At 61.4% G+C, this 26,320-nt stretch carries 19 protein-coding genes; 11 read left to right on the forward strand and 8 right to left on the reverse strand.

The window, feature by feature from the left end:
• Positions 1-2: 2 nt before the first annotated feature.
• The 4 genes from ampD to AOA60_RS27705 all read left to right on the forward strand — a co-directional run bounded on the left by ampD (position 3) and on the right by AOA60_RS27705 (position 4,140).
• On the forward strand, positions 3-566 hold the full coding sequence (ampD, locus tag AOA60_RS27690) for a 1,6-anhydro-N-acetylmuramyl-L-alanine amidase AmpD (protein ID WP_099587055.1): 564 nt from the start codon (positions 3-5) through the stop codon (positions 564-566).
• Positions 563-1,399, forward strand: coding sequence for a regulatory signaling modulator protein AmpE (ampE, locus tag AOA60_RS27695; RefSeq protein WP_099587056.1), 837 nt, complete (start codon positions 563-565; stop codon positions 1,397-1,399). Before ampD ends, ampE begins: the two co-directional genes overlap by 4 nt.
• A 152-nt stretch (positions 1,400-1,551) precedes the next feature.
• Positions 1,552-3,582 carry a methyl-accepting chemotaxis protein gene (locus tag AOA60_RS27700; RefSeq protein WP_099587057.1) on the forward strand — a complete coding sequence of 677 codons (2,031 nt, stop codon included), beginning with the start codon at positions 1,552-1,554 and terminating at the stop codon, positions 3,580-3,582.
• A gap of 126 nt (positions 3,583-3,708) precedes the next feature.
• A complete protein-coding gene (locus AOA60_RS27705) occupies positions 3,709-4,140 on the forward strand; it encodes a hypothetical protein (protein ID WP_099587152.1) in 432 nt (143 codons plus the stop codon).
• Here the strand turns inward: AOA60_RS27705 and AOA60_RS27710 are convergent.
• Positions 4,087-4,863: a TatD family hydrolase gene (locus tag AOA60_RS27710; RefSeq protein WP_099587058.1), complete on the reverse strand. Its 777-nt coding sequence runs from the start codon at positions 4,861-4,863 to the stop codon at positions 4,087-4,089. The two genes, AOA60_RS27705 and AOA60_RS27710, sit on opposite strands and share 54 nt — an antisense overlap.
• A 2-nt stretch (positions 4,864-4,865) precedes the next feature.
• The gene (gene cra / locus AOA60_RS27715) at positions 4,866-5,861 is read right to left on the reverse strand and encodes a catabolite repressor/activator (RefSeq protein WP_099587059.1); all 996 of its coding nucleotides are present in this window, start codon (positions 5,859-5,861) and stop codon (positions 4,866-4,868) included.
• Positions 5,862-6,155: 294 nt separating this feature from the next.
• On the opposite strand from cra, the gene ptsP reads away from it, so the two are divergent.
• Genes ptsP through AOA60_RS27735 form a run of 4 tightly spaced genes read left to right on the forward strand, consistent with a single transcriptional unit; the run spans position 6,156 to position 13,248 of the window.
• Positions 6,156-9,014, forward strand: a complete 2,859-nt coding sequence (gene ptsP, locus AOA60_RS27720; protein WP_099587060.1) for a phosphoenolpyruvate--protein phosphotransferase — start codon at positions 6,156-6,158, stop codon at positions 9,012-9,014.
• Positions 9,015-9,935, forward strand: coding sequence for a 1-phosphofructokinase (gene pfkB / locus AOA60_RS27725; protein ID WP_099587061.1), 921 nt, complete (start codon positions 9,015-9,017; stop codon positions 9,933-9,935).
• Between the two features lie 11 nt (positions 9,936-9,946).
• Positions 9,947-11,662, forward strand: coding sequence for a PTS fructose-like transporter subunit IIB (locus tag AOA60_RS27730; RefSeq protein ID WP_099587062.1), 1,716 nt, complete (start codon positions 9,947-9,949; stop codon positions 11,660-11,662).
• Between the two features lie 44 nt (positions 11,663-11,706).
• Positions 11,707-13,248, forward strand: a complete 1,542-nt coding sequence (locus AOA60_RS27735; RefSeq protein WP_099587063.1) for an alkaline phosphatase — start codon at positions 11,707-11,709, stop codon at positions 13,246-13,248.
• Positions 13,249-13,601: 353 nt separating this feature from the next.
• On the opposite strand, the gene AOA60_RS27740 is transcribed toward AOA60_RS27735, so the two are convergent.
• On the reverse strand, positions 13,602-16,127 hold the full coding sequence (locus AOA60_RS27740; protein ID WP_099587064.1) for a sulfite reductase flavoprotein subunit alpha: 2,526 nt from the start codon (positions 16,125-16,127) through the stop codon (positions 13,602-13,604).
• A 135-nt stretch (positions 16,128-16,262) separates the two neighbouring features.
• Positions 16,263-18,569: a TonB-dependent siderophore receptor gene (locus AOA60_RS27745; protein ID WP_099587065.1), complete on the reverse strand. Its 2,307-nt coding sequence runs from the start codon at positions 18,567-18,569 to the stop codon at positions 16,263-16,265.
• A 205-nt stretch (positions 18,570-18,774) separates the two neighbouring features.
• Here AOA60_RS27745 and AOA60_RS27750 point away from each other — a divergent pair, with 205 nt between their 5' ends.
• Both AOA60_RS27750 and AOA60_RS27755 read left to right on the forward strand, forming a co-directional pair.
• Complete coding sequence (locus tag AOA60_RS27750) at positions 18,775-19,455, forward strand: Fe2+-dependent dioxygenase (protein WP_099587066.1); 681 nt, start codon at positions 18,775-18,777, stop codon at positions 19,453-19,455.
• Between the two features lies 1 nt (position 19,456).
• Positions 19,457-20,212, forward strand: a complete 756-nt coding sequence (locus AOA60_RS27755) for a tetratricopeptide repeat protein (protein ID WP_099587067.1) — start codon at positions 19,457-19,459, stop codon at positions 20,210-20,212.
• A gap of 62 nt (positions 20,213-20,274) precedes the next feature.
• Here AOA60_RS27755 and AOA60_RS27760 read toward each other — a convergent pair whose 3' ends face one another.
• On the reverse strand, positions 20,275-21,438 hold the full coding sequence (locus AOA60_RS27760; RefSeq protein ID WP_032886216.1) for a type III PLP-dependent enzyme: 1,164 nt from the start codon (positions 21,436-21,438) through the stop codon (positions 20,275-20,277).
• A 641-nt stretch (positions 21,439-22,079) separates the two neighbouring features.
• Between AOA60_RS27760 and AOA60_RS27765 the strand changes: the two genes are divergently transcribed.
• Positions 22,080-23,543 (forward strand): DUF2599 domain-containing protein, encoded by a 1,464-nt coding sequence (locus tag AOA60_RS27765; protein ID WP_099587068.1) that lies wholly within the window; start codon positions 22,080-22,082, stop codon positions 23,541-23,543.
• A 44-nt stretch (positions 23,544-23,587) separates the two neighbouring features.
• On the opposite strand, the gene AOA60_RS27770 is transcribed toward AOA60_RS27765, so the two are convergent.
• The 3 genes from AOA60_RS27770 to AOA60_RS27780 are packed head-to-tail and all read right to left on the reverse strand — an operon-like array spanning position 23,588 to position 26,302.
• Complete coding sequence (locus AOA60_RS27770) at positions 23,588-24,745, reverse strand: betaine/proline/choline family ABC transporter ATP-binding protein (RefSeq protein ID WP_099587069.1); 1,158 nt, start codon at positions 24,743-24,745, stop codon at positions 23,588-23,590.
• Entirely contained in the window at positions 24,742-25,395 is a 654-nt protein-coding gene (locus AOA60_RS27775; protein ID WP_027604864.1) for an ABC transporter permease, read from the reverse strand. Before AOA60_RS27775 ends, AOA60_RS27770 begins: the two co-directional genes overlap by 4 nt.
• Before the next feature lie 13 nt (positions 25,396-25,408).
• A complete protein-coding gene (locus tag AOA60_RS27780) occupies positions 25,409-26,302 on the reverse strand; it encodes a glycine betaine ABC transporter substrate-binding protein (protein ID WP_099587070.1) in 894 nt (297 codons plus the stop codon).
• Positions 26,303-26,320 lie beyond the last annotated feature (18 nt).

Genomic DNA, 26,320 nt, shown 5'->3' on the forward strand with positions numbered 1-26,320 from the left:
GTATGCAGTTGGACCCCGCCAGCGGTTGGTGCGAGGGCATTCGCCATTGCCCGTCCCCCAACTTCAACGAGCGCCCCGCAGGCGAAATCTCACTGTTGGTGGTGCATAACATCAGCCTGCCACCGGCGCAGTTCGCCACGGGCAAGGTGCAGGAATTTTTCCAGAATCGCCTGGATGTCACGGAACATCCCTACTTTGAAGGGATTGCCGACCTACGGGTGTCTGCGCATTTTCTGATTGAGCGCGACGGTGCGGTGACGCAGTTTGTGTCCTGCATCGACCGGGCCTGGCACGCCGGGGTTTCATGTTTCGAGGGGCGTGAAACCTGTAATGACTTTTCTTTGGGGATAGAGCTGGAAGGCACGGATGACCTGCCGTTCACCGACGCCCAGTATGTGTCGCTGATCGGCCTGACTCGTCAGTTGCTGGCGACCTACCCCGGTATTACGCCGCAGCGTATCTGTGGTCACAGCGATATCGCCCCGGGGCGTAAGACCGATCCCGGCCCCGCTTTTGATTGGACGCGCTTTCGCAGCGCTCTGCAGGATGGAGGACACGCACGATGAGTTTTCTGGTGTTGGTGCTGGCGGTGTGGATCGAGAAGTTTTCGGCCATGCGCCAGCGATTGCAGCGTGATGGCGGCTGGTTGCGCGAATTGGCCAAGCTGGAATCGAGCCCGCGCCTGGGTAAACAACCTTGGCTGATTCTGGCCCTGCTGGTGCTGCTGCCGGTGGCGTTGCTGGCGTTGTTGCTGCTGGTGCTGGAACCGGTGGCCTATGGTTTGTTGGCGTTGCCGGTGCACCTGCTGGTGGTGATCTACAGCCTGGGCCGTGGCGACCTGTTGGCCGGGCTTGGGCCGTTTCGCGATGCGTGGCGCCGGGGCGATCTGCAAGCCGCCGAACATGTGGCTGAACGCGATCTGAAAATCGGTGCCGACAGCGGTGAGCAACTGCTGGAACGCGTCCAGGGCCATCTGTTATGGCAGGCCTACCAGAGTTTTTTCGCAGTGATCTTCTGGTACTTCCTGTTGGGCCCGGTCGCCGCACTGGCCTATCGGCTGTTGGCCCTGGCCAGTGAACACAGCCAGAACCCACTGGTGGCCGAGCGCGCTGGGCAGTTACGTCACGCATTTGACTGGTTGCCGGTGCGTCTGCTGGCGGCCAGCTTTGCCTTGGTGGGCAACTTCGTTGCGGTCAGCCGTGTGATGCTTCACGAGTTGCTGAACTGGGACATCAGCGCCGCGCAACTGGTGGAGAAAGTCGGCCTGGTCGCCGCCGAAATCCCACCGCCGGTGGTCGGTGCAGACGGCATCAACAGCCTGGATCGCTTGTGGGAGCTGCTGCTGCGTGCGGCGGTGCTGTGGTATGCCGGGTTCGCCATCTGGACCGTACTGCCTTGACCCCCCGGACAGGAGCGAGTCCTTCGCTCCTGTCGTTAACCTTAAGTTACAAAACTCCCTTTCAAATTGAGCTATACAGACAGAACGCCAAATAGTGGCTTTCTGCCGCCGCCCTGCGCCTCAATAAAAATAAAAGAAAAGGGAGTTCACCTGTGAAGAGCTTGCTCTATCCCGCCATCGCGCTGATGAATCGCCTGAGCTTCGGCATGAAGTTCAGCCTGATCAGCGTGTTGTTCCTGCTGCCGATGCTGGCGACCAACTATTACCTGGTGCGTGATTCCTGGCGCGAATTCCAGGGCACCCGTGTCGAACTGCAAAGCCTCGATCTGCTTGGTAGTAGCCTGGCCTTGCGCCGTGATCTGGAAACCCTGAATAACCAAGTGCAGATCAACGCAACCCTTGGTCAGTCCGCTAAGGCCGCAGACCTTGAGGCCAGGATTGGCAGCTTGGAGCAGAGCGTGCTCGCCCGTCTGCAGGGCCTCAACCCGATGGCCACCGAGCCTGAGCAAATCACCGTGTTTGAAGGCAAGCGCGACGAGTTGATCGCGGCCTTCAAGGCCCAGCAACAGGAAACCTCGTTGCTGAGCAAAAGTGCGCTGATCGGCAAGTTGCTCAACAAGGCGCAGATACTCAGCCAGATCATCGCCAGCCAATCCGGCTTGAGCCGCGACTCTCAGAGCGATTTACGCCAACTCAGCGAACTGATCACCAGTGTCACGCCCCAAGTCACCCAAGTCTTGGGCGAAGGTCGGGCGATGGGCGCTTATTCCCTGGGCCAGGGCTTCCTCAATTCCTCCTCCAGCACGCGTTTTGACGAGCTGCTGCAACAGCTGGAAAAACTCCAAGCCGAATACGGCTTGAAATTGCACGATGCCCTCGGCTCCAGCACCGCCGCCCACGCCGCCCTGGAGGGGCTGGCGAAGGCCAGTAACGCCAGCCTCAAGCAAGGCAGCGAGCTGTTTGAAGAGCAAGTGGTGATGGCTGAAACACTCGACGCACCCTGGCAGGCTTTCTACGACAGCGTCAGCCAATTGATGGCCCAGACCTATCAGCTCGATGACGCCACCCTGATGTTCCTCGGGCAGCAACTGGAGCAGCGCCTGGCGCAGAATCGTACGCACATGGTGGTACTGGTCTCGGCGCTGACGGCGGTGTTTCTGCTGATCTTCTACCTGTACGCCGGCTTCTACGCCTCGACGCGCACCACCCTGCGCCGCCTGGGGGCGATGATGGACAAAGTGGCGGCCGGCGACATGACCGTCACGTTTGTCGCCCAGAGCCGTGACGAGTTGGGCGATCTCGGCCAGGTGTTCAACGGCACTGTGGCGAAAATCCATGACTTGATCGAACGCGTCGGGCACACCGTCAGCCAGGTCGAACTCCAGGCCGGCCAAGTGGAAACGGTGTCGGCCCGCAGCAATGAGGCGGTCTCTGGCCAGCGCATGCAAATCGAACAGGTCGCCACGGCCATGAACCAGATGTCGGCCACCGCCCAGGAAGTGGCGCGCAGTGCGGCGGCAGCGGTCAGCAGTGCCCACAGCGTCAACGACGAAACCGTCAATGGCCGTGGCCTGGTGCAATCCCAGCAGGGCAGTATTGCGCGGCTGGCTTCGGAGATCGATGCGTCGGTACGGGTGATCAACCAATTGGCCAGCGACAGCCAGGCCATCAGCAGTGTGTTGGAAGTGATCAAAAGCATCGCCGAGCAAACCAACCTGCTGGCGCTCAATGCGGCGATTGAGGCCGCCCGAGCCGGTGAGCAGGGCCGTGGTTTTGCGGTTGTGGCCGATGAGGTGCGCACCCTGGCCCGGCGGACCCAGCATTCCACTGAAGAAATCGAACAAATGATCAGCCGTCTGCACGCCGGTGTCGGCGCAGCCGTGAAGGCCATGGGTACCAGCCATGAAATGGCCAGCGGCACCGTGGGCCAATCGGAAAAGGTCCAGCAGGCGCTGGAAAATATCCTCGGTGCCGTCGGCATGATCGTCGACCAGAACCAGCAGATTGCTGCCGCTGTGGAGCAGCAGACCGCCGTCGCCCACGATATCGACCAGAACATCGTCGAAATCAACCGGGCCGGCGAACATGCGGCCCAAGGCGCACATCAGACCGAGGCGGCGAGCCGGCAGCTTTCAGTGCAGGTGATCGAGCTGAAGCAATTGATCGGCGCGTTTCGTGTGTAGGGCGGCGGGGTAGGATTGGTCTCTTGTGGATGTAGTGCCTGTCTGGATTTCCCTGAGTGCCTTTTTTGCTCGCGGGAATGAGTGAGAATTTATTTCACTCATTCATGATCCAGGGGAGGCATGACGATGACCACTGCCGTCGGCATCAAAGGGCACTGCGCCCATTGCGATATCACGTTTGAACTCAAGCCTTGGCAGCTCAACGCCATCGCTATCGAAGAGCCCTTCGACTGCCCTTACTGTCAGCGGGTGTTGGAACTGAACTGCCCCCGGCAATTGCGCCACTTCAAGGCGCTGGACCACTGGTCGCTGGTCCGCCCGAGCATGGCGGTGTTGACCAGCATGGTACTGATCGTGGCGTTGGTGACGGAATGGGTGGGGCTGATCAGCGTGATCGGGCAGCTCAACGTGTCACTGGTGGTGCTGTTGGTGCACTTTCTGGTGTTGCGCTACGCCCGGCATCGGCAACGCATGACCCTGAATCTGCAAGCGGTGACACCTGTGCTACCAATTGAACAGCTCGCACGCATTGCGTGTGCTCGCCTCGGCCAGCAATAGCGGGCTGGTGCCCATGCGCTCGGCCAGGGCGGTGCAGATCGCCGGCAGGTGCTCAGGGCTGTTGCGCTGGCCGGGGTACATGGCCGGTGCCATGTCGGGGGCGTCGGTTTCCAGTACCACCGCATCCAGCGGCAGTTGCGTGAGCACCTTGTGCATGCGCAGCGCCTGGGGCCACGTGGCGGCGCCGCCCAGGCCAAGTTTGAAGCCCAGCTTGATGTACTCGCGGGCTTCTTCCCTGCTGCCGGCAAACGCGTGGATGATGCCGCCCCGTGGCAGGCGGATACGCTTGAGGGTCGCGATCACGGCGGCGTGGCTGCGGCGTACGTGCAGCAGGGCCGGAAGCTGGAAGTCCACGGCCAGTTTGAGCTGCGCTTCGAACAGGCTTTGCTGGCGTTCGCGGTCCAGGTGTTCGAGGAAGTAATCCAGGCCGATCTCGCCCACCGCGCACAGTTGCCGATGGCCGTGCAGGCGGCTCAGCCAGTCGCCCAGTTCCGTGAGATCGGCGGGGCGATGGTCATCCAGGTACACCGGGTGCAGGCCGAAGGCCGCGAACAAACCTTCATCTGCCTGCACCAGATCCCACAAGCGCTGCCAATTCTGCTGATAGACCCCCAACACCACCATGCGCCGCACCCCGAGTGAGCGGCTGTGGGCGAGGACTTGTGCGCGATCGCTGTCGAAGTCCGCAAAGTCCAGGTGGGTGTGGGTGTCGATCAGCTCCACGTTCAGGCCTCGTGGATTCGCTGTTTGAAGGTCCGGCCGATGGCGTGCACGCCCGGCTGGTACTGTTCTTCTTCAATCGCGGCCAGGGCCAGGCGCAAGGCGGTGTCGGCAATCAGTTGATGTTGCTGGGCCATGGCGTTGACCGGCAGCGGCAGGAAATCCAGCAACTGCGTGTCACCAAAGGTGCCCAGGCGTAGCGGGCGCGACTTGAGCGGGAAGTCATGCAGCGCGTCAAACACACCCTGCAACAGCACGTAGGACGTGGTCACCAGTGCGTCAGGTAAATGCCCCAGTTGTTGCAGAAGTTGCTCCATCAACTGTCGGCCGCAATCACGGCTGAAGGATTCGCCGTGTTCGACGATCACTTCACCCGTGAAGCCTTGCAGCGCTTCACGGAAACCGGCGGCACGCTCCTGGCTGATGCTCAACTCGGGCCGTGCGCCGATCAGCACGATCTGCTTGGGCAGCGGCTGCAACAGGCTGCTGGTCAGTTGCTGGCACGCCTGGCGGTCGTCGCTGACCACGGAGCAGAACTGCTCGGGCTCCATCACCCGGTCGATGGCGATCACCGGCAAGCCCTTGGCTTGAAGCTCGCGGTAACTGTCATCGCTGGCGGGCAGGCAACTGGCCACGAACAACGCATCGCAACGCCGTGCACGGAACAGTTGCAGCAATTGGCGCTCGCTGTCCGCCTCATCGTCGGAACTGGCAATCAGCAACTGATAACCGCGCGCACGGGCGCCCTGTTCCAATAGCTTGGCGATTCGTGCGTAACTGGGGTTTTCCAGGTCGGGCAGGATAAAGCCCAAGGTGCGCGTGTGCCGACTGCGCAGCCCGGCGGCCTGTGGGTTGGGGGTAAAGCCATGGGCTTGGACCACGGCACGCACCCGCTCGACGGTGGCGCTGCTGATGCGTTGCTGTTCGGCCTTGCCATTGATGACATAGCTGGCGGTGGTCACGGACACACCGGCCAGACGTGCGATATCACTGAGTTTCAAACCGGGATTTCCTTGTTTTTTGGAGCTTGCCCCGACATTTTTTCCAATCGTAACCGATTCCTGGGTACGACCCATGTCCTGGCTCAAGTGCCGAGTGGTCCTTCAAGGATGCACAATTAACGCGTAATCTGCCTTAAATTCTAGATTAAACGTTTCAGCCAGCGTATTTTTACGACGTTCGCTACTGAGTGGCTACTGCCAATTGACCGCTCAGTCAGTAAATTCTGAACACATTTACACTGAATTATTCAAAACAATACCTAGTGCACCCCTTGCACTAACTAGGAGAACGGCATGCTTGAGCTCACCGTAGAGCAGATATCCATGGGCCAAGTGGCTGTGGATAAGTCTGCTGCCTTGCACCTGCTCGCTGACAAACTGGTGGTCGATGGCCTGGTCGCCGAAGGGTATCTCAGCGGCTTGCAAGCCCGTGAAGCCCAAGGCTCGACTTTTCTCGGCCAGGGTATTGCCATCCCCCACGGCACTCCCGAAACCCGCGACCAGGTATTTTCCACCGGCGTGCGCCTGTTGCAGTTCCCCGAAGGGGTGGACTGGGGCGACGGTCAGATCGTGTACCTGGCCATCGGCATTGCCGCCAAATCCGATGAACACCTGCGCCTGCTGCAACTGCTCACCCGCGCCCTCGGTGAAACCGACCTGGGCCAGGCACTGCGCCGTGCCGGCAGCGCCGAAGCGTTGCTCAAACTGCTGCAAGGCGCGCCGCAGGAGCTGGCGCTGGATGCGCAGATGATCAGCCTGGGCGTGTCCGCCGATGACTTTGAAGAGCTGGTCTGGCGAGGCGCACGCCTGCTGCGCCAGGCCGATTGTGTGAGCAATGGTTTCGCCGCTGTATTGCAGCAGGTCGACGCGCTCCCGCTGGGCGATGGCCTGTGGTGGTTGCACAGCGAACAGACGGTCAAGCGTCCCGGCCTGGCGTTTGTCACGCCGGATAAACCCATGCGCTACCTCGGCCAGCCGCTTAACGGCCTGTTCTGCCTGGCCAGCCTGGGCGAAGCCCATCAGGCGTTGCTTGAGCGCCTGTGCGCCTTATTGATCGAAGGCCGCGGCCAGGAATTGGGCCGTGCCACCAGCAGCCGTGCGGTACTCGAAGTGCTGGGCGGTGAACTGCCGCCGGATTGGCCGAGCGCACGCATTACCCTGGCCAACGCCCACGGGCTGCATGCGCGACCGGCGAAGATCCTCGCGCAACTGGCAAAGAGTTTTGAAGGCGACATCCGTGTGCGCATCGTCGACGGTCCTGTGGGCGCGGTGTCGGTCAAGAGCCTGAGCAAGTTGCTGAGCCTGGGCGCCCGTCGCGGTCAAGTGCTGGAGTTTGTCGCCGAGCCGAGCATTGCCGGTGATGCGCTGCCCGCGCTGTTGGCGGCGGTGCAAGAGGGCCTGGGAGAAGAGGTCGAGCCGCTGCCGACCGCGAGCGCCCAGCCTGCCATCGTTGAGGCCGAGCCCGCGCTCAGCGCACCGCTGGCCGGCAGCCAGGTCCAGGCCATCGCCGCCGCGCCGGGCATTGCCATTGGCCCTGCGCACGTGCAGATCCAGCAAGTCTTCGATTACCCGTTGCGCGGTGAATCCTCGGCTATTGAGCGCCAGCGCCTGCAAGAGGCACTCGGTGAAGTACGCCGCGATATCCAGGGCCTGATCGAGCGCAGCCAAGCCAAGGCGATTCGCGAGATTTTCATCACCCACCAGGAAATGCTCGACGACCCGGAACTGACCGACGAAGTCGACACCCGCCTCAAACAAGGCGAAAGCGCCGAAGCCGCGTGGATGAGCGTGATCGAAGCCGCCGCCAGGCAGCAGGAGTCTTTGCAGGATGCTCTGCTCGCCGAGCGCGCCGCCGACCTGCGAGACATTGGTCGGCGGGTGCTGGCCCAACTGTGCGGCGTCGAAACCGCCCAGGAGCCAAGCGAGCCCTACATTCTGGTGATGGATGAAGTCGGCCCGTCCGATGTTGCCCGCCTGGACCCGGCCCGCGTCGCCGGCATCCTCACCGCCCGTGGTGGCGCCACGGCCCACAGCGCTATCGTCGCCCGTGCCCTGGGCATCCCCGCGTTGGTCGGTGCCGGTCCGGCCGTGTTGCTGCTGGCCTCCGGCACGCCATTGTTGCTCGATGGCCAGCGCGGTCGCCTGCATGTGGACGCCGACGCCGCCACCTTGCAACGCGCCACCGTCGAGCGCGATACCCGCGAACAGCGCCTGCAAGCCGCCTCGGCCCAGCGCCATGAACCGGCGGTCACCCGTGACGGCCACGCCGTGGAAGTGTTTGCCAACATCGGCGAGAGCGCGGGTGTCGCCAAAGCGGTCGAGCAGGGCGCCGAAGGCATTGGCCTGCTGCGTACCGAGCTGATTTTCATGGCCCACCCGCAAGCGCCGGACGAAGCCACCCAGGAAGCCGAATACCGCCGCGTCCTCGACGGCCTCGACGGGCGCCCGCTGGTGGTGCGCACCCTCGACGTAGGCGGCGACAAACCGTTGCCTTACTGGCCGATTGCCGAGGAAGAAAACCCTTTCCTCGGTGTGCGCGGCATTCGCCTCACCCTGCAACGCCCGCAGATCATGGAAGCGCAATTGCGCGCCCTGTTGCGCTCGGCGGATAACCGTCCGCTGCGCATCATGTTTCCCATGGTCGGCAGCGTGGATGAATGGCGCGCCGCCCGTGACATGACCGAGCGCCTGCGCCTGGAAATCCCGGTGGCCGACCTGCAACTGGGCATCATGATCGAAGTGCCGTCGGCTGCGCTGTTGGCGCCGGTGCTGGCCAAGGAAGTCGACTTCTTCAGCGTCGGCACCAACGACCTGACCCAGTACACCCTGGCCATCGACCGTGGCCACCCGACCTTGTCGGCCCAGGCCGATGGCCTGCACCCGGCAGTGTTGCAACTGATCGACATCACCGTGCGTGCCGCCCACGCCCATGGCAAATGGGTCGGCGTGTGCGGCGAACTGGCGGCAGACCCGCTGGCGGTGCCGGTGCTGATCGGGCTGGGTGTGGATGAGTTGAGCGTGTCGGCCCGCAGCATTCCCGAAGTGAAGGCGCGGGTGCGTGAATTCAGTCTGAGCGAGGCCCAGGGCCTGGCGCAAAAGGCACTGGCGGTGGGGTCTCCCGCCGAAGTGCGTGCCCTAGTGGAGGCCGTGTAAATGGCAAGGATTCTAAGCCTGACGCTCAACCCGGCGTTGGACCTTACGGTGCGCCTGGCGCGCCTGGAACCGGGTGAAGTCAACCGCAGCGACGCCATGCTCACCCATGCCGCCGGCAAGGGCGTGAATGTGGCGCAGGTGTTGGCGGATCTTGGGCATCAGGTGACCGTTGGCGGATTTCTGGGGGAGGGCAATCCTCAGGCATTTGAGGCGCTGATCGTGCGCCGTGGTTTTGCAGACGCGTTTATCCGCGTGCCTGGCGAAACCCGCAGCAATATCAAGATTGCCGAGCAGGACGGCCGGGTCACCGACATCAACGCGCCGGGGCCGTGGGTCAGTGAACAGGCGCAACAGGCGCTCCTCGATCAACTCACGCGGATCGCCCCCGGGCATGACGCGGTGGTGGTCGCTGGCAGCTTGCCCCGTGGCGTCAGCCCGCAGTGGTTGCAGGATTTGTTGGTGCAACTGAAGAAGCTCGGTTTGAAAGTCGCCCTGGACACCAGCGGCGAAGCGTTGCGTGCCGGATTGCAGGCGGGCCCGTGGTTGGTCAAACCCAACACCGAAGAGCTGGCCGACGCCCTGGCGAATGCCACGGATGCCGTCAGCCAACTGCATCAACAGGGTGTGGAACATGTGGTGGTCTCCGACGGCGCCGCAGGCGTGAGCTGGTACAGCTCGGGCGTGACCCTGCATGCGACGCCGCCCAAGGTCACCGTGGCCAGCACCGTCGGCGCCGGCGATTCGCTGCTGGCCGGCATGCTCCACGGTCTGCTCAGCGGCGAAGCGCCCGAGCAGACCTTGCGCCGTGCCACCGCGATTGCCGCGATGGCGGTGACGCAGATCGGTTTTGGCATCAGCGATGACGCGCAGTTGGCGCACCTCGAAAGCGGCGTTGTTGTGCGCCCGCTGACAGAACAATAAGAGGGTTTGTGATGAAGTTAGCCATTGTTACTGCCTGCCCGAACGGCATGGTCACCAGTGTGCTGTGCGCCCGCCTGCTGGACGCCGCCGCGCAACGCCAAGGTTGGAGCACCAGCGTCGAAGTCGTCGACGTGCAGCATCCGGAACGCGCACTGTCCCAAGCGACAATCGACGCCGCCGAATGGGTGTTGCTGGTCAGCAGCACCCCGGTGGATATGCAACGCTTTGTCGGCAAGCGCGTGTTCCAGAGCACCCCGGCCCAAGCGCTGGCGGATGTCGAAGCAGTGTTGCGCCGTGGCGCTGAAGAGGCCGAGGTGCAGGTCGCCAGCCAAGCGCCAGCGGTGTCGAAACAGGCCCCGCGTATCGTCGCGGTGACCGCGTGCCCCACGGGCGTGGCCCACACCTTCATGGCCGCCGAAGCCTTGCAGCAGACGGCCAAGCGCCTGGGTTATGACTTGCAGGTCGAGACTCAAGGTTCAGTTGGCGCACGTACGCCATTGAGCCCGGAGGCCATCGCCAACGCCGACGTGGTGTTGCTCGCGGCAGACATTGAAGTCGCCACCGAGCGCTTCGCCGGCAAGAAGATCTACCGTTGCGGCACCGGCATTGCCCTCAAGCAATCCGAAGCGACCCTCAACAAGGCCTTGGCCGAAGGCGCCGTCGAAAGCACAGGCACCGCGACGGTGGCCAAGAAAGAAAAAACCGGCGTCTACAAACACCTGCTCACCGGCGTGTCGTTCATGTTGCCGATGGTGGTGGCGGGCGGGTTGTTGATCGCCTTGTCGTTTGCCTTCGGCATTCACGCGTTCGAACAGGAAGGCACCTTGGCGGCCGCGTTGAAAACCGTCGGCAACAGCGCCTTTATGTTGATGGTGCCGCTGCTGGCAGGTTACATCGCGTACTCGATTGCCGACCGCCCAGGCATTGCGCCGGGCATGATCGGCGGCCTGTTGGCCGGCACCTTGGGGGCGGGTTTTATCGGCGGCATCCTGGCCGGTTTCCTGGCGGGCTACTGCGTCAAACTGATCACCCGTGCCGTGCAATTGCCGCAAAGCATGGAGGCGCTCAAGCCAATCCTGATCATCCCGTTGCTGGCCAGCCTGATTACCGGCCTGGCGATGATCTACCTGGTCGGCCCGCCGGTCGCGCGCATGCTGACCAGCCTGACCGACTTCCTCAGCACCATGGGCACCACCAACGCGGTGCTGCTGGGCATCCTGCTGGGCGGCATGATGTGTGTGGATCTGGGCGGGCCGATCAACAAGGCGGCCTATGCGTTTTCGGTGGGTTTGCTGGCTGCGTCCAGCGGGGCGCCGATGGCTGCGACCATGGCCGCCGGCATGGTGCCGCCGATTGGCATGGGCATCGCAACGTTCCTGGCGCGGCGCAAATTTGCCCAGACCGAGCGCGAAGCCGGCAAGGCTGCGATGATCCTCGGCCTGTGCTTTATCTCTGAAGGCGCGATCCCGTTCGCGGCCAAAGACCCACTGCGGGTGATCCCGGCCGCTATCGCCGGTGGCGCGTTGACGGGCGCCCTGTCCATGTACTTCGGCTGCAAACTCGCCGCGCCCCATGGCGGGCTGTTCGTGCTGGTGATTCCGGGTGCGATCAACCACGCGCTGTTGTACCTGTTGGCCATCGTCGCCGGTAGCCTGTTGACCGGTCTGGTATATGCCGTGATCAAGCGTCCCGAAACCGTGGAGCTGGCTGTCGCACCGGTGTCATAAGCGCGTGCTTAAGTGGCCCTTTTGATACTCAAGAGGGCACCTGCATGAGCCATTTCGATCTGGGCCGTCGCCGTGTGATGCAAGTCGTCGGCGCCGGCCTTTTGCTGACGGGCCTGGCGCCGGCGGTGATTGCTTCGGTCAAGGACCGGCCGCAACTCACCGACGGCGTGCAGTCCGGCGACCTGCTCGGCGATCGCGCCATGATCTGGAGCCGCAGCGACCGCCCGGCGCGGATGGTGGTGGAGTGGGACACCCGCAGCGTGTTCAGCAACCCACGCCGATTCGTCTCGCCTTTGGCCGACAACCGTAGCGACTTCACCGCCCGCGTCGAACTCACCGGGCTGCCCGCCGACCAGGCGGTTTTCTACCGTGTGCACTTCGAAGACGCCCAGACCGGCATCGCCAGTGAGCCGTGGTTCGGCCACCTGCGCAGCGTGCCGCAGCAGCGCCGTGACATTCGCTTTGTGTGGAGCGGCGACACCGTCGGCCAAGGCTTCGGCATCAACCCGGACATCGGCGGCATGCGCATCTACGAGGCCATGCGCCTGCGCCTGCCGGACTTTTTTATCCACAGCGGCGACACCATCTACGCTGACGGCCCGGTGCCGGCGCAACTGGCGACTGAAGGCGGGCGCATCTGGCGCAATATCACCACCGAAGCCAAGAGCAAAGTCGCCGAAACCCTCGATGAGTATCGCGGCAATTACCGCTACAACCTGCTGGACGAAAACGTGCGCCGCTTCAATGCCGAAGTGCCGCAGATCTGGCAGTGGGACGACCATGAGGTGGTGAACAACTGGTCGCCCAGCAAGCAGCTCGACGAGCGTTACCAGACCAAAGACATCAACACGCTGGTGGGTCGTGCGCGCCAGGCCTGGCTCGAATATTCACCGATGCGCCGCCAAAGCGCAGACGGCGGCGGGCGGATTTATCGCAAGCTCAGCTACGGCCCGCTGCTGGATGTGTTTGTGCTGGATATGCGCAGCTATCGCGGCGGCAACGATGACAATCTGGGCGGCGCCAAGCCCTTCCTCGGTCGTGAGCAACTGGACTGGCTCAAGCGCGAACTCAAGGCCTCGAAGGCGCAATGGAAAGTGATCGCCGCCGACATGCCGATTGGCCTGGGTGTGCCCGACGGTGAAGTCAGCCCCGGCGTGCCGCGCTGGGAAGCGATCGCCAATGGCGACCCCGGCTCGGCGCAAGGGCGCGAGCTGGAAATCGCCGAACTGTTGGCATTCCTGCGTGCGCAGAAGGTGCGTAACCACGTATGGCTGACGGCGGATGTGCACTACTGCGCAGCGCATCACTACCACCCGGATCGGGCGGCGTTCCAGGATTTTGAGCCGTTCTGGGAGTTCGTTGCCGGGCCGCTGAATGCGGGGAGTTTCGGGCCTAATCCGCTGGATAAAACCTTTGGGCCAGAGGTGGTCTTCGAGAAGGCGCCGCCGGCGCAGAACACCTCGCCGTTTGCCGGGTTTCAGTTTTTTGGCGAGGTGAATATCGATGGGCAGACGACAGAGTTGACGGTGATATTGCGCGACCTGGATGGCGTCTCGGTGTTCGAGCAAAAACTACAACCAGTCTAATCATTTGGCATGCGGTCCAAATCTGGGAGGGGGCTTGCCCCCGATAGCGGTGGGGCAGTCACAGATGTGTTAGCTGACACCCCCTCATGGGGGCATAGGTATTGAATGTATGGCAACTGGGCTGTTGTGGTGAGCGGGCTTGCCCCGCGCTGGGCTGCGAAGCAGCCCCAATAAGGTCACCGCAGAGTGCCAGAATCAATCGAGGTGGACGTTTTGGGGCCGCTTCGCAGCCCAGCGCGGGGCAAGCCCGCTCACCACAAAAGCCCGCTCACCACAGCGTTATGTATAAGCCTTTGAGAGTTGTGTTGAGACCCATGCTCATCGGGGGCAAGCCCTCTCTCACATAGGTCGCCTCAGTAGACATCCCGGCGATAGCGGCCTTGTTCGATCAAACGCTCCACCGCCTCGCTGCCCAGCACGTCGTGCAGCGCCTGATCCACTCCCGCCGCCATCCCCTGCAAGCTCCCACACACATAAATCGCCGCGCCATCTGCGAGCCATTTACGCAGCACATCGGCCGATTCACGCAGGCGGTCCTGCACGTAGATCTTCTCTTCCTGATCCCGCGAAAATGCCAGGTCCAGCAAGGCCAGATCACCGCTGGCCAGCCAGCCTTGCAGCTCGTCCTGGCACAGGTAGTCGTGGGCAATATTGCGTTCGCCGAACAACAGCCAATTGCGCTGCTGGCCATCGGCAATCCGCGCTTTGAGCAAGCTGCGCAGGCCCGCGAGGCCGGTGCCGTTGCCCAGCAGGATCAATGGCACAGGCGCTTGCGGCAGGTGGAAGGCGCTGTTGCGACGCAGCCGCAGGCTGATGCCTGCGCCCAAGGCCGCGTGTTCGGTGAGCCAACCCGAGCCCAGGCCCAGGCTGCCATCGGGGTGGCGTTCCTGGCGCACGATCAACTCCAGCACGCCGTCGCTGGCAACCGAGGCGATGGAGTATTCGCGCATGCCCAAGGGCGCCAGTGCGTCCACCAATGCCTGGGCATGCATGCCCACCAGATGGGCGCGGTTTTCCGGCAGTTGGCGAGTCGCCAGGGCTTGGTTGAGGGGCGTGGCCAAACCGTCGATCAACACGCCGTCGGTGCCGGTCAGGCCCAGGCCGCTCAGGAAGTGCTCGATGGCCCATGGGCAATTGCGGGGCAACACTTCCGCCAGGTCGCCGGCTTGCCAGGTGTGTGGCGAAGCCGGGGTGAGGCCGAGCAGGTAAACGTTCGAGCCTGCGCTGTTGCGGTTGAGCAGGTGGCGCTGGCTGAGCGTCCAGGTTTCGTACTGGGCGGCAGGCCATGCCGCGGCCGGTGCCTGACCGGTCAACTGCCCAAGCTGTTGTTGCCAATGCAGCAGCGCGGCCGTGTCGCCGCTGTCCACTTCCACCGGAGCAAACAGTGGGTTGCCGCCCTGGTTGGTCAGCCAGAAATGCAGGCGCCGGGCAAAGCCGCAGAAGTGTTCGTATTGACGATCACCCAGGGCCAGCACCGAGTAATTCAGGCCTTTGAGGGACAGGTCCTGGCCGAGCACTGCGCGTTCAAAGCCACGGGCGCTGTCGGGGGCTTCGCCGTCGCCGAAAGTGCTGACCACAAACAGCGCATTTTCTGACTGGAGCAAATCGTCCTGGCTGACGCTACCCAAGGACTGCACCTTCACCGGCAGGCCGGCCGCCTGCAATTGCCCGGCGGTCTGCCAGGCCAGTTGCTCGGCAAAACCGCTCTGGCTGGCAAAGCCGATCAGCCAGGCCGGGGCATTGCTGTGGTTGGCGCCGAGGCTTTTACGGGCGTCGCGCACCTGGCGTTTTTTGCGGCGACGGTCCAGGTACAGCAACCAGCCAGTGATGAAGAACAGCGGCATCAGCAATGAGCTGACGGTGAGGATGATCCGCCCGGCGAGGCCGAAGTAACTGCCGGTGTGCAGCGCGTAGAGGCTGGTCAGTAGCTGCGCCTTGAAGCTTTTGCTCGCGTATTGATCATGGGATTTGACCTCGCCGGTGGCCGGGTCCAGGTTGATCTGGTTCAGGGCGCGGTCATGGGGTGAGTCTTTCAACAGGTAGTAGACGGTCGCCGGTTGCCCGGCGACGGCCGGCATGCGGATGTTGTAGGCGCTCAACCCCGGGCCTGCGTTGCTGTAGATGCTGCTCCAGATTGCGTCATAGTTGGCCACCAGCGCCGGGCCTGCCGGCGGCGGGCCGCGCTTGCGCATGCGTTCATTTTGCGGCGCGTCGGACAGCAGTTTGGTCAAGCCCTGACTGTACCAGTCATATGACCAGGACAGCCCGGTCAGCGCCGCCAACAAGTAAGCCAGCAGGCACCAGGTGCCAAACACCGAGTGCAGGTCCCAGTTGAAACTGCGGCCCTTTTTGCGCCAGTCCAGGGTCAGCCACACACGCCAACTTGCCACCTGGCGCGGCCAGCGCAGGTACAAACCGGAGAGGCAGAAAAACACCAGGATCAGCGTGCACGCGCCGGTGATGTTGCGCCCGGTTTCGCCCATGGCGAGGAAGCGGTGCAGTTGCAGGATAAAGCCGAAAAAGTCCTGGCCGACCACATCGCCCATGTAATCGCCGGTGTAGGGATCGAAGTAGCGCAGTTGGCCGCGTCGCTCACCCGGCGGCGGGGTGAAGAACACGCGTGCGGCATTGCCGCTTTCGCTTTCCACGAACAGCATGGCGACGGTCTTGCCTTCGGTGGCTTCGAGCTTGCGCACCAGTTCGGCGGGCGGCAGCACACCGGCTTCGCGTTTTTCAACGCTCAGTACGTTGGGGTTGAGTGCCCGCAGTAGTTCATCCTGAAACGAGACCGCAGCCCCGGTGATCCCCATCAAGGCCAGCACCAGCCCGGCAGTGATGCCGAAGAACCAGTGCAACTGGAACAGGGTTTTCTTCAACACGTCTGACCGCCTCGTCTATCTGGGTATGTAGGGCACGGCGCGCATTATGCCGTGGCTTTTCGAGAAACATTCTGTTTTACACGCAAAAGCCCCACGCATCCGATGCGTGGGGCTTTGTGCTACGTGAAGCGGTGTCTAGAAGTGGAAGCTGGTGGACACCAGCGCCGTGCGCCCAGCCGCCTGGTTGGCGAAGTGCGTTGAGAACGCTTTGTCGTAGTAGGTCTTGTCCGTGAGGTTTTGCACGTTCAATTGCAGGTCGATGTTTTTGGTCAGCTTGTAGCTGGCCATGGCGTCGTAGCGGGTATAGGACGGCACGTAGACCGTGTTACCCACATCGCCGTAGACGTCATCGACATAGAACGCGCCGCCGCCGATGGTCAGCTTGGGTGTGATGGCGTAGGTGGTCCACAGGCTGAAGCTGTTCTTCGGCGTGTTGGGCATCTGGTTGCCTTCGTTGGAACCGGCGCTGATGACACCGTTGCGCCCGTTACGGCCCGCTTTGACCAGCTCGCTGTCCAGGTAGCTGTAGCCCGCGAACACTTGCCACTGATCAGTGATTTTGCCGCTGGCGGACAACTCGATACCGTCTACCTGGGATTCACCGGCGTTCTGGTAGGTGAGGGCGTCCACCAGGATGCGCGTGTTTTTCTTCTCGGTACGGAACACTGCAGCGGTCAGCGAGAGGCGGTCGTGGAACAGATCCCACTTGGTGCCCAGTTCGTAGTTGACGGTTTCTTCCGGTTGCAGATCGCTGCTGGCCGCGCCAGCGGACAGCGGGTTGCCATCGGAGCCTTCGCCGACCAGGCCGCCGGCAGGGGTGGCCGAGGTGGCGTACGAGGCATAGACGCTGGCGTTTTCCACCGGCTTCCAGACCAGGCCGGCCTGCCAGTTGAAGAACTGACTGTCATCCTTGATCTTGCTCCGCGCCTTCACGGTCGCGCTAGGGACGGCGTTGGTGTTGGCTTCGGTGTCAAAGGTGTCGTAGCGCAGGCCGACGTTCAGCAGCCATTTCGGGTCCAGTTCGATGGTGTCGAACACATAGGCGGCGCGGCTGGTGGCTTTGGTGTTGGTGCCGTTGTAGTTGCGCGCGATGCTGCCGTTCCAGGCGTCATCCGGGTTCGGGTTGCTCAGCGAGGTGCACTGGCCGCCTTGGCTGCCGCCGGCCACGGTGCAGCCGCCGGTGGGGTTGGCGTTCGGGCTGATGGTGTAGCTGCTCACGCGGGTTTCTTCACCCGTGAATTCCAGGCCGGTGGAGTAGCTGTGCTTGAAGCCCAGTGCCTGGAAACTGCCAAACAGATCGGTCTGGTTGGTGGTCGTCGTCGTTGTGGAGACGCGGCTGTTGGCGCGACGCCATACGGTGCCGAAACGGTTGACGTTGAGCTTGCTGTCATCCGGCTGGGTCAGGATGTAGTCCTGCCCGGTGCTGCCATGACGCAGGGTGTTTTTCAGCGTCATGCTGTCGTTCAGGTCGTGCTCGATGGAGACGGTGCTGATATCGGCGCGGGTCTTGCGGAAATCCCGATCTTTAAGGCCGTAGAAGTTGTTGCTGTCGCCGCCGTCATTGGGTTTGTCGTGCCCGTGGGTGGTGGCGGTCGACGAGCTGTAGCCGTAGGGAATGCCCGAGTCCGGCAGGTCGTTGCTTTCCATGTGGTAGTAGCTGAGGTTGACGCGGGTTGGGGTGCCCAGGCCAAAGGTCAGCGATGGCGCCACGCCCCAACGGTCGTAATTGACGGCGTCACGGCCGGCCACGTTCTGCTCGTGGGTCATGAGGTTCAGGCGGAACGCGGCGCTGTCGTCGAGGAACTGGCGGTTCACGTCGAGCACGTAGCGACGGGTCTGGTCGGAACCGTAGGTGAAGCCGCCGTTGGTGAAGTCTCGGGCTTGCGGCGTCTTGCTCACCAGGTTGAGGCTGCCACCGGCCGAACCGCGACCGCCAAACGAGGAGTTCGGGCCTTTGCTGACTTCGATGGACTCGATGTCGAAAATCTCACGACTCTGGCCGCCAGTGTCGCGCACGCCGTCCAGGTAAGTGTCGCCCTGGGCGTCGAAACCCCGGATGAACGGTCGGTCGCCCTGGGGGTTGCCGCCTTCGCCGGCGCCGAAGGTAATCCCCGGTACGGTGCGCAGGGCATCCTGCAACGAGGTAGCGGCGGTGTCTTTGAGCACTTGTTGCGGCACGACGGTGACCGAGCGCGGCGTGTCCACCAGCGGCGCGGTGTATTTCTGCGAAGAGGCTTTTTCGACTTGGTAGGACGTGGCGTCCTGTTCTTCCCCGGTGATGCTGGTGGCACCCAGGGAGATGCTGTCGCGCTGGCCTTTCTGTTCGGTGTCTTCGGCCGCTTGCGCCAGATGGGCGACGGAGCTGGCACCGAGGGCCACGCCGATGGCCGAGGCCAGCAAACGCGGTGAACTGGCAGATGTTTTTATAATGGTGCGCGACATGACGTGTCCTTTCCCCAAGGATGTGAGGCCGCGGAATATAGGGTGAACAAGACTTCATATCAATTGCGATACATTGCTAATTGCACTGAATTTACATTCTTTACACTTTTTGCTTACGGTTTTTACGAACTCGTCCGTCACGGCGTTTTACAGGTCGGATAAGAATCAATACCATTAGCGCCTCCTTGCCTACAGGTATTGCCTCATGTTGCTGCACATTCCCGGCCTGTTCTCTCGCGAGGAAGTGCAGCGCATCCGCCAAGCCCTGGAAGACGCCGATTGGGCCGACGGCAAAATCACCGCCGGGCATCAATCCGCCAAAGCCAAACACAATCTGCAATTGCCCGAAGGCCACCCGTTGGCCAAGGAAATCGGTGCGGCGATGCTCGAACGGTTGTGGCAGAACCCGCTGTTTATGTCAGCGGCGTTACCCCACAAGGTGTTCCCGCCGTTGCTCAACTGCTACACCGCAGGCGGCAGTTTCGACTTCCATATCGACAACGCCGTGCGCCAGCCCAAAGGCAGCCACGAACGGGTGCGTACGGACCTGTCGTCCACCCTGTTCTTCAGCGATCCGGATGAGTACGACGGCGGCGAACTGGAGATCCAGGACACCTTTGGCGTGCAGCGGGTCAAGTTGCCCGCCGGCGACATGGTGCTGTACCCCGGCTCCAGCCTGCACAAAGTCAACGCCGTGACTCGTGGCGCACGTTATGCCTCGTTCTTCTGGACCCAAAGCCTGGTGCGTGAAGACAGCCAGCGCACGTTGCTGTTCGAGATGGACGGCGCGATCCGGCAACTGACCGCGGATGTACCCGACCACCCCGCGTTGATCCAGCTCACCGGCACTTACCACAACCTGTTGCGTCGCTGGGTCGAGGTCTGAGATGGGCTTTTTGTTACGCCGCCAGGAAGTGCTCAATGTCGAACAATTGCAGAACATGCTCGACGACGCGCCGGTGCGCGCCGCCCAAGCGATCCTGATCGCGGCCAAGGAGGGCGTGGTGGATGCCCAGGCCCTGCTCGGGCAAATCCTGCTGGAAGGGCGCGGCATTGCCCGCGATGAAGCGCTGGCGTTGCGCTGGTTCCGCATCGCGGCGCAGGGCGGTCATCTGATGGCGCGCAATATGGCCGGGCGTTGCCTGGAGCATGGCTGGGGCTGCCCGGCGGATGCGGCCGCGGCGGCGCAGCAATACCGTCTGGCCGCCGAGGCGGGGCTGGATTGGGGGCAATACAACTACGCAAACCTGCTGGCGACCGGTCGCGGTGTTGCTGAGGATCAGCCGCAAGCATTGTCCTTCTATCGTCGGGCGGCGGAGCAGGGCCACGCCAAGTCGATGAACCTGCTGGGGCGCTACCTGGAAGACGGTCAGTATTGCCCGAGGGACCCGCAGGCCGCTGTGGACTGGTATCGCCGCTCAGCCGAAGGCGGGGATTTCCGTGGGCAGTTCAGTTATGCGGCGGTGCTGGCGGATAGAGGCCAGGTCGAGACGGCGCTGGAGTGGCTGCACAAAGCGCTTGCCGGCGGCAATCTGAAGTTTTTGCGGGTGGCCCACAAGGCGCTGGCGGCGGCCAACGACCCGCCGATTCGCGCGATGGCCGAGGCCTACCGACAACGCGCCGCCAGCCTTCCGGAGGCATAAAAAAACCCATGACACGTCATGGGTTTTTCTTGCGGTTTGCAGCTTAAAACTTGCGGCTGCTGTTAAACATAAAACGACTTCAACGGCGGGAAGCCATTGAACTCAACCGCGCTGTAGCTGGTGGTGTAGGCGCCGGTCGACAGCCAGTACAAACGGTCACCGATGGCCAGGTTCAGCGGCAGGCCGTACTTGTAGTTTTCGTACATGATGTCGGCGCTGTCGCAGGTTGGGCCGGCGATGACCACTTCTTCCATCTCGCCTTTCTTTTCGGTCCAGATCGGGAACTTGATGGCTTCGTCCATGGTTTCGATCAGGCCGGAGAATTTACCCACGTCTGTGTACACCCAACGCTCGACGGCGGTACGGGATTTACGTGCGACCAACACCACTTCACTGACCAGGATACCGGCGTTGGCGATCAACGAACGGCCCGGCTCCAGGATGATTTCCGGCAGGTCGTCGCCGAAGTCTTCCTTGAGGAAACGGATGATTTCTTCAGCGTAGGTTTCCAGGCTGTTGGTGCGGGTGATGTAGTTGGCCGGGAAGCCGCCGCCCATGTTGATCAGCTTGAGATGGATGTTGTCTTCTTCTTTCAGGCGTTCGAAGATCACTTTGACCTTGGCGATCGCCGCGTCCCACACGCTGATGTCGCGCTGCTGCGAACCCACGTGGAACGAGATGCCGTAAGGCACCAGGCCCAGGTCGCGCGCCAGGATCAGCAGGTCCATGGCCATGTCGGTCTGGCAGCCGAATTTGCGCGACAAAGGCCAGTCAGCCGTGGTCGAGCCTTCGGTGAGGATACGCACATACACTTTCGAACCCGGCGCAGCCTTGGCGATGTTGCGCAGGTCGGCTTCGGAGTCGGTGGAGAACAGACGCACGCCCTTCTCGTAGAAGTAGCGGATGTCCTTGGATTTCTTGATGGTGTTGCCGTAGCTGATACGGTCGGCGCTGACGCCACGGTCCATGACCTTGTCCAGCTCGTAGATCGACGCGATGTCGAAGCTCGACCCCTTGTCTTTCAACAGGTCGATGATCTCGACGGCTGGGTTGGCCTTGACGGCGTAATACACCTTGGCGAATTCGAAACCGGCGCGCAGGTCGTCGTAGGCCTGGCTGATCATCGCGGTGTCGATCACCACGAACGGGGTTTCTTGCTTGTCGGCGAACGCCTTCATTTTGTCAAAAGTGGCGCGCGCGAAATAATCTTCGACGTTGATCGACATGCTGGGGACTCCTAAGGGCAAACTGAAATTAGCAATGGGTGCAAATGAACGTCCTCCGTATCCCCACTTTGGTTCGCCTACTTCCCAAGGCATGTCGCCGAAAGCAAAAAGGCCATGGGAATAGACGCTTCCCTTGGCCTTGCTGTCTCGTCGTCAGTACTTGAGCCGGATGGATCGTTTCCAGCATGGACGTTCGGCGCGAACTTTAGGGCGTGAGGGGCTTGAGATCAACTAAAAATGTCGCGTTTTTGCACGCGTTCGTCGCGGTGCGTGGCTGAGGTACGTTTTAACCGACCCTCATGACAGGCAGATGTTCCCCTCCTCAGGCATGGGGCCGCGAAATGATCGTTGCGTAGCTTGCACTGGCGGTGCAGTGGGCATAGTCATTGGCGCGATGGAGGATCCTTCGGTTATCCAGAAAAAATATAAGTAATGACGGTGACCTGTAAGGTATGACAGTAGCCAGATTTGCATACCCAGTGAATACTGAGTTTGCAGTTAGTCGACTGTGAAAGTAGCCGGTCCTAAAGCAGGTTTTTTACGAATCGTGGTTATGTGCGTGTGTGAAAATGTGCGCGCAATAGTAGTGTTTTTTTTGTTTTAAGGCTGGTATCTCATCCATTAACGGCGAGGTATTGGCCATGAACAACAAAGGAAAAAGAACCACCGTCATATTGTGGCTGGTCTGTGGTTTGTCAATGAGTTCGACTTATGTGTATGCGAGTCCAGGCACTGATGCGGCGAAAATGATGAAGTATTTATACAACTTTACCGCCCGCGATTGTGGTAGCGGCAGGTTGGCATCGGAATGTTCTGGCATCATGTTGCGAGGAATCGCCAGCAAGCAAAGTTATCTTCCATGGGACCCAAGCCCTTACTCCCATAGTCTCGAAGCCGGCGGCTTAGGGCGGCCCAACCTCTCGAACAGAGGGGTGTCGGTTTCCTATCTGAGGACGGATACCAGCTATGACGGCCTCGGTCTTAACAAATTCAACGGGTTTGCCTTGAAGCCAAATGACTTTGTCGACACTAAGACTGAATTTAAACTAAAAGTGCTGTGTGCCTTTCCAATTGACTCATGGACGGGTAATCGGACTGACGCCGGGTGCGCGGACTATCAGGAAAATCTTAATACACTTGAGGCTGTCGAAGACTATTGCCAAAAATTGGGTATCAGCAATGCCAGTGCGTGGTTGAAGCACTTTCATCGTCAGCCCACTCAGCCGAGTCTTAAATCTCATCAGTATCAGTGTGGCTTTGATACGGTGAATGACTATTTTGGTACTTATAATAAGGCGGATGCTTTTAATACATTTGTCGAGGCTCGAAAGTTATTGGCCAATGAGGCTGCTGACAAGGTTGATGCACAAGTGACGCAAACAGAGTTGCGCCTGTTGACTTGGCCCGATAATAAGTATTGGAACCGCGATTGGGCGGCAACCCGACCTCAGTTTGATGCGCCTCTTAATCCGTCGCTGGAGGTCAATAAAACCTATAAGCAACTGCCGATCATGGCCTTTATCTACGTCAGTTGGGTGGGGGTTATTCATTCCGATGGCAGGGTGTTTGAGGCTCGAGAGCTTGCCCGGGATGATCAGCGCAGGTGGCTGGCGCAAGGGAATACCTGGAAGCCGGTCATCCATCAGGAAATGCCTAAAAACACAGGAGAGGACGCCACGTTTATCTACATTAGCGATGACCAGTCTCCAGAGGCCCCCGAGCCGGACGATCCACGGTCATGTGATAAGTACATCGAAAGCGTCGAATGGACGGACAATTACGTAGAACCCGTGTTGGGCACCATCGCATCACTCAAAGTCACCCCTACTGAATGCGGCAGGAAGGCCGGCGTCGGTAAAACCGATGTGGTGTACGCGGAGTTGGCCAATCTGGCAGCCCACGACATGAGTAAACCCTGGAACTTCGACAATATGGGCAGCAGCATGCGTCGCCAACTGGCATGCCATTTGGACTCTCAGTTCATTGCCGCGAACAAAGAGACCTGGAGCCTTGAGCCTGCACGTCCGTATGTGGCTCATGACGTGATCATGAAGCTGGAGGGGGACAGTCGGTGCAACCCCAATAGCGTCAATATCAGGACGTAACCTAAGGACTGTCGCCGCCGGTCGTGCGGCGGCGACAGCTCTCATCACGCCAGTGCGGTCTCGGCAGGCGACACGATGCTGGTCTTGCCCCCACGCGACTTACCGGAACTCAGGTATTCGGCAATCGACTCCTGCGTCACTTCCCCCAGGAACACCCGCTCCGCATCCATCACCGGCAGCCACGAGCGGTTGAATTCGTACATGCGCGACAACAGGATGCGCAAATGCTCGTCATACGCCGCCGTGGCGTTGAACTCGCGCAGGTATTGGCCGCAGGTACCGGTCTGACGGTGCAGGTCGCGACGTCGTACATACCCCAGTGCCTTGTTCTCGGCACAGGTGACCACCACATAGCGACGGTCGGTTTCGTCCATCAGTTCCAGGGCATCGGCCACCGGGGTTTCCGGGCTCACCGACGGGGCGTTGTCTGCCGCGTCTTCGGCCTTCACCAGCAGCAGGCGCTTGAGGGTGCTGTCCTGGCCCACGAAGTTGCTGACGAACTCGTCAGCCGGGTGCGCCAAAAGCGTGTCTGGATGGTCGATCTGCAGCAGCTTGCCGGCGCGGAAGATCGCGATTTTGTCACCCAGCTTGATGGCTTCGTCGATGTCGTGGCTGACCATGATCACGGTCTTGTTCAGCGCGCGCTGCATCTCGAAGAACTCGTTCTGGATCATCTCGCGGTTGATCGGGTCGACCGCGCCGAACGGCTCATCCATCAGCAGCAACGGCGCATCGGCCGCCAGTGCGCGGATCACGCCGATCCGCTGCTGCTGGCCACCGGACAACTCACGGGGGTAGCGATGCAGGTACTGCTTGGGTTCCAGCTTGATCATGCTCATCAACTCGCGGGCGCGGTCGTGGCATTTCTGTTTGTCCCAGCCCAGCAGCTTGGGCACGACCACGATGTTTTCCTCGATGGTCATGTTGGGGAACAGGCCGATCTGCTGGATCACGTAGCCGATGTTGCGACGCAGGGTCACTTCATCCAGGTCGGTGGTGTCTTCGCCGTTGATCAGGATCTTGCCCGAGGAAGGCTTGATCAGGCGGTTGATCATCTTCAGGGTGGTGCTTTTGCCGCAGCCCGACGGGCCGAGGAACACGCAAATCTCGCCTTCATTGACGGTCAGGCTGACATCGTTGACGGCAGTAATGGTCTTGCCGTTGCTTTGAAAGGTCTTGGACAGGTTTTGAAGTTCGATCATTTGAGCAATCCTTTTGGAGTCAGCGAGCGTTGCAGCCATTGCAGAAGCAGGTCGGCGAAGATGGCCAGGAGACTGACCAGCACGGCGCCAACAATCAGCATCGACATGTCGCTGCGGCTGATGGAAGCCAGAATAAGTACACCCAGGCCACCGGCACCGATGGTGGCGGCGATGGTCATCACACCAATGTTCATCACCACGGCGGTGCGCACACCGGCGAGGATCACCGGCACCGCAATCGGCAGTTCGACCATGCGCAGGCGCTGGCCGAAAGTCATGCCGATGCCTTTGGCGGCCTCGCGAATGCCCGGTTCAACGCCGGTCAGGGCGAGGTAGGTGTTACGCATGATCGGCAACAGGGAGTAGAGGAACACGGCGGTGATCGCCGGCATCGGGCCCAGGCCCTGGCCGAATTTGGAGTAGAACGGCAGCAGCAGGCCGAACAGGGCGATGGACGGCACGGTCAGCAGCACCGTGGCGCTGGCTTGCAGCGGGCCGGCCAAGGTCGGAAAGCGCGTCATCAGCACGCCGAGGGGCACGCCCACGACAATCGCCAGGATCACGGCAATGCCAACCAGGGTGATGTGCTGCCAGGTCAGGTGCAGGACTTGTGCCCAATCAAGATGGGAAAAGGCGTTCAGGAATTCCATGTCTTCTCCTTCTTTAGTTGATCGGATGTTGGCGCAGGAAATCGGCGGCAACAGCGGACGGGCTCTCATGGTCGACGTCGACCCGCGCATTCAGCTGGCGCATGGTTTCGTCGTCGAACAGCGTGGCCAGTGGCTTGAGTTCGGCAGCCAGTTGCGGATGCTTGTCGAGGTATTCCTGACGCACCACGGGCGCTGCGGTGTAGTCCGGGAAGTAGTGCATGTCATCCGCCAGCAGCTTGAGCTTGAAGGCGTTGAGGCGACCGTCGGTGGTGTAGACCAGGCCGGCAAACACCTGGCCATTGCGCAAGGCGGTGTAGACCAGGCCCGCGTCCATCTGCCGAGTATTTTTGCGCGTGAGGTTCATGTCGTACAGCTTGACCATGCCGGCCAGGCCGTCGGAGCGGTTGGCGAACTCGGTGTCCAGGGCTACCAGGCGGTGTTCCTGGGTGTCTTGCGCCATGGCTTGGGTGAGGTCGCTGATGCTGTTGATGTCAGGATGTTCCTCGGCGACCTTCTCCGGCAATGCCAGGGCGTAGGTGTTGCTGAAGCGCGACGGCGAGAGCCAGACCAGGCCTTTTTTAGCGTCGAGTTCTTTCACCCGTGCGTAGGACTGTTCGCTGTCGAGCTTCTCGTCCACATGGTTGTAAGCCACCAGGGACACGCCGGTGTACTCCCAGATCAGATCCAGTTGCCCGCTTTCCTGGGCACTGCGCGCCAGGTTGCTGCCCAGGCCGCCGGTCACCTGGGTGTCGTAGCCCTTGGCGCGCAGGTACTGGGACGTGATTTCGGCGAGCAGGGTCTGCTCGGTGAACACTCGGGCGCCGATGCGGATCACCGGTTTCTCGGCGGCTTGCGCAAAACCTGCGAACAGCAGGACGCAGCTCAATATCAATGTCAGTTTTTTCATGTGAATTCCTTTGCCAGG

Source organism: Pseudomonas sp. 2822-17 (assembly GCF_002742485.1).
Classification (GTDB): Bacteria; Pseudomonadota; Gammaproteobacteria; order Pseudomonadales; family Pseudomonadaceae; genus Aquipseudomonas; species Aquipseudomonas cyclaminis.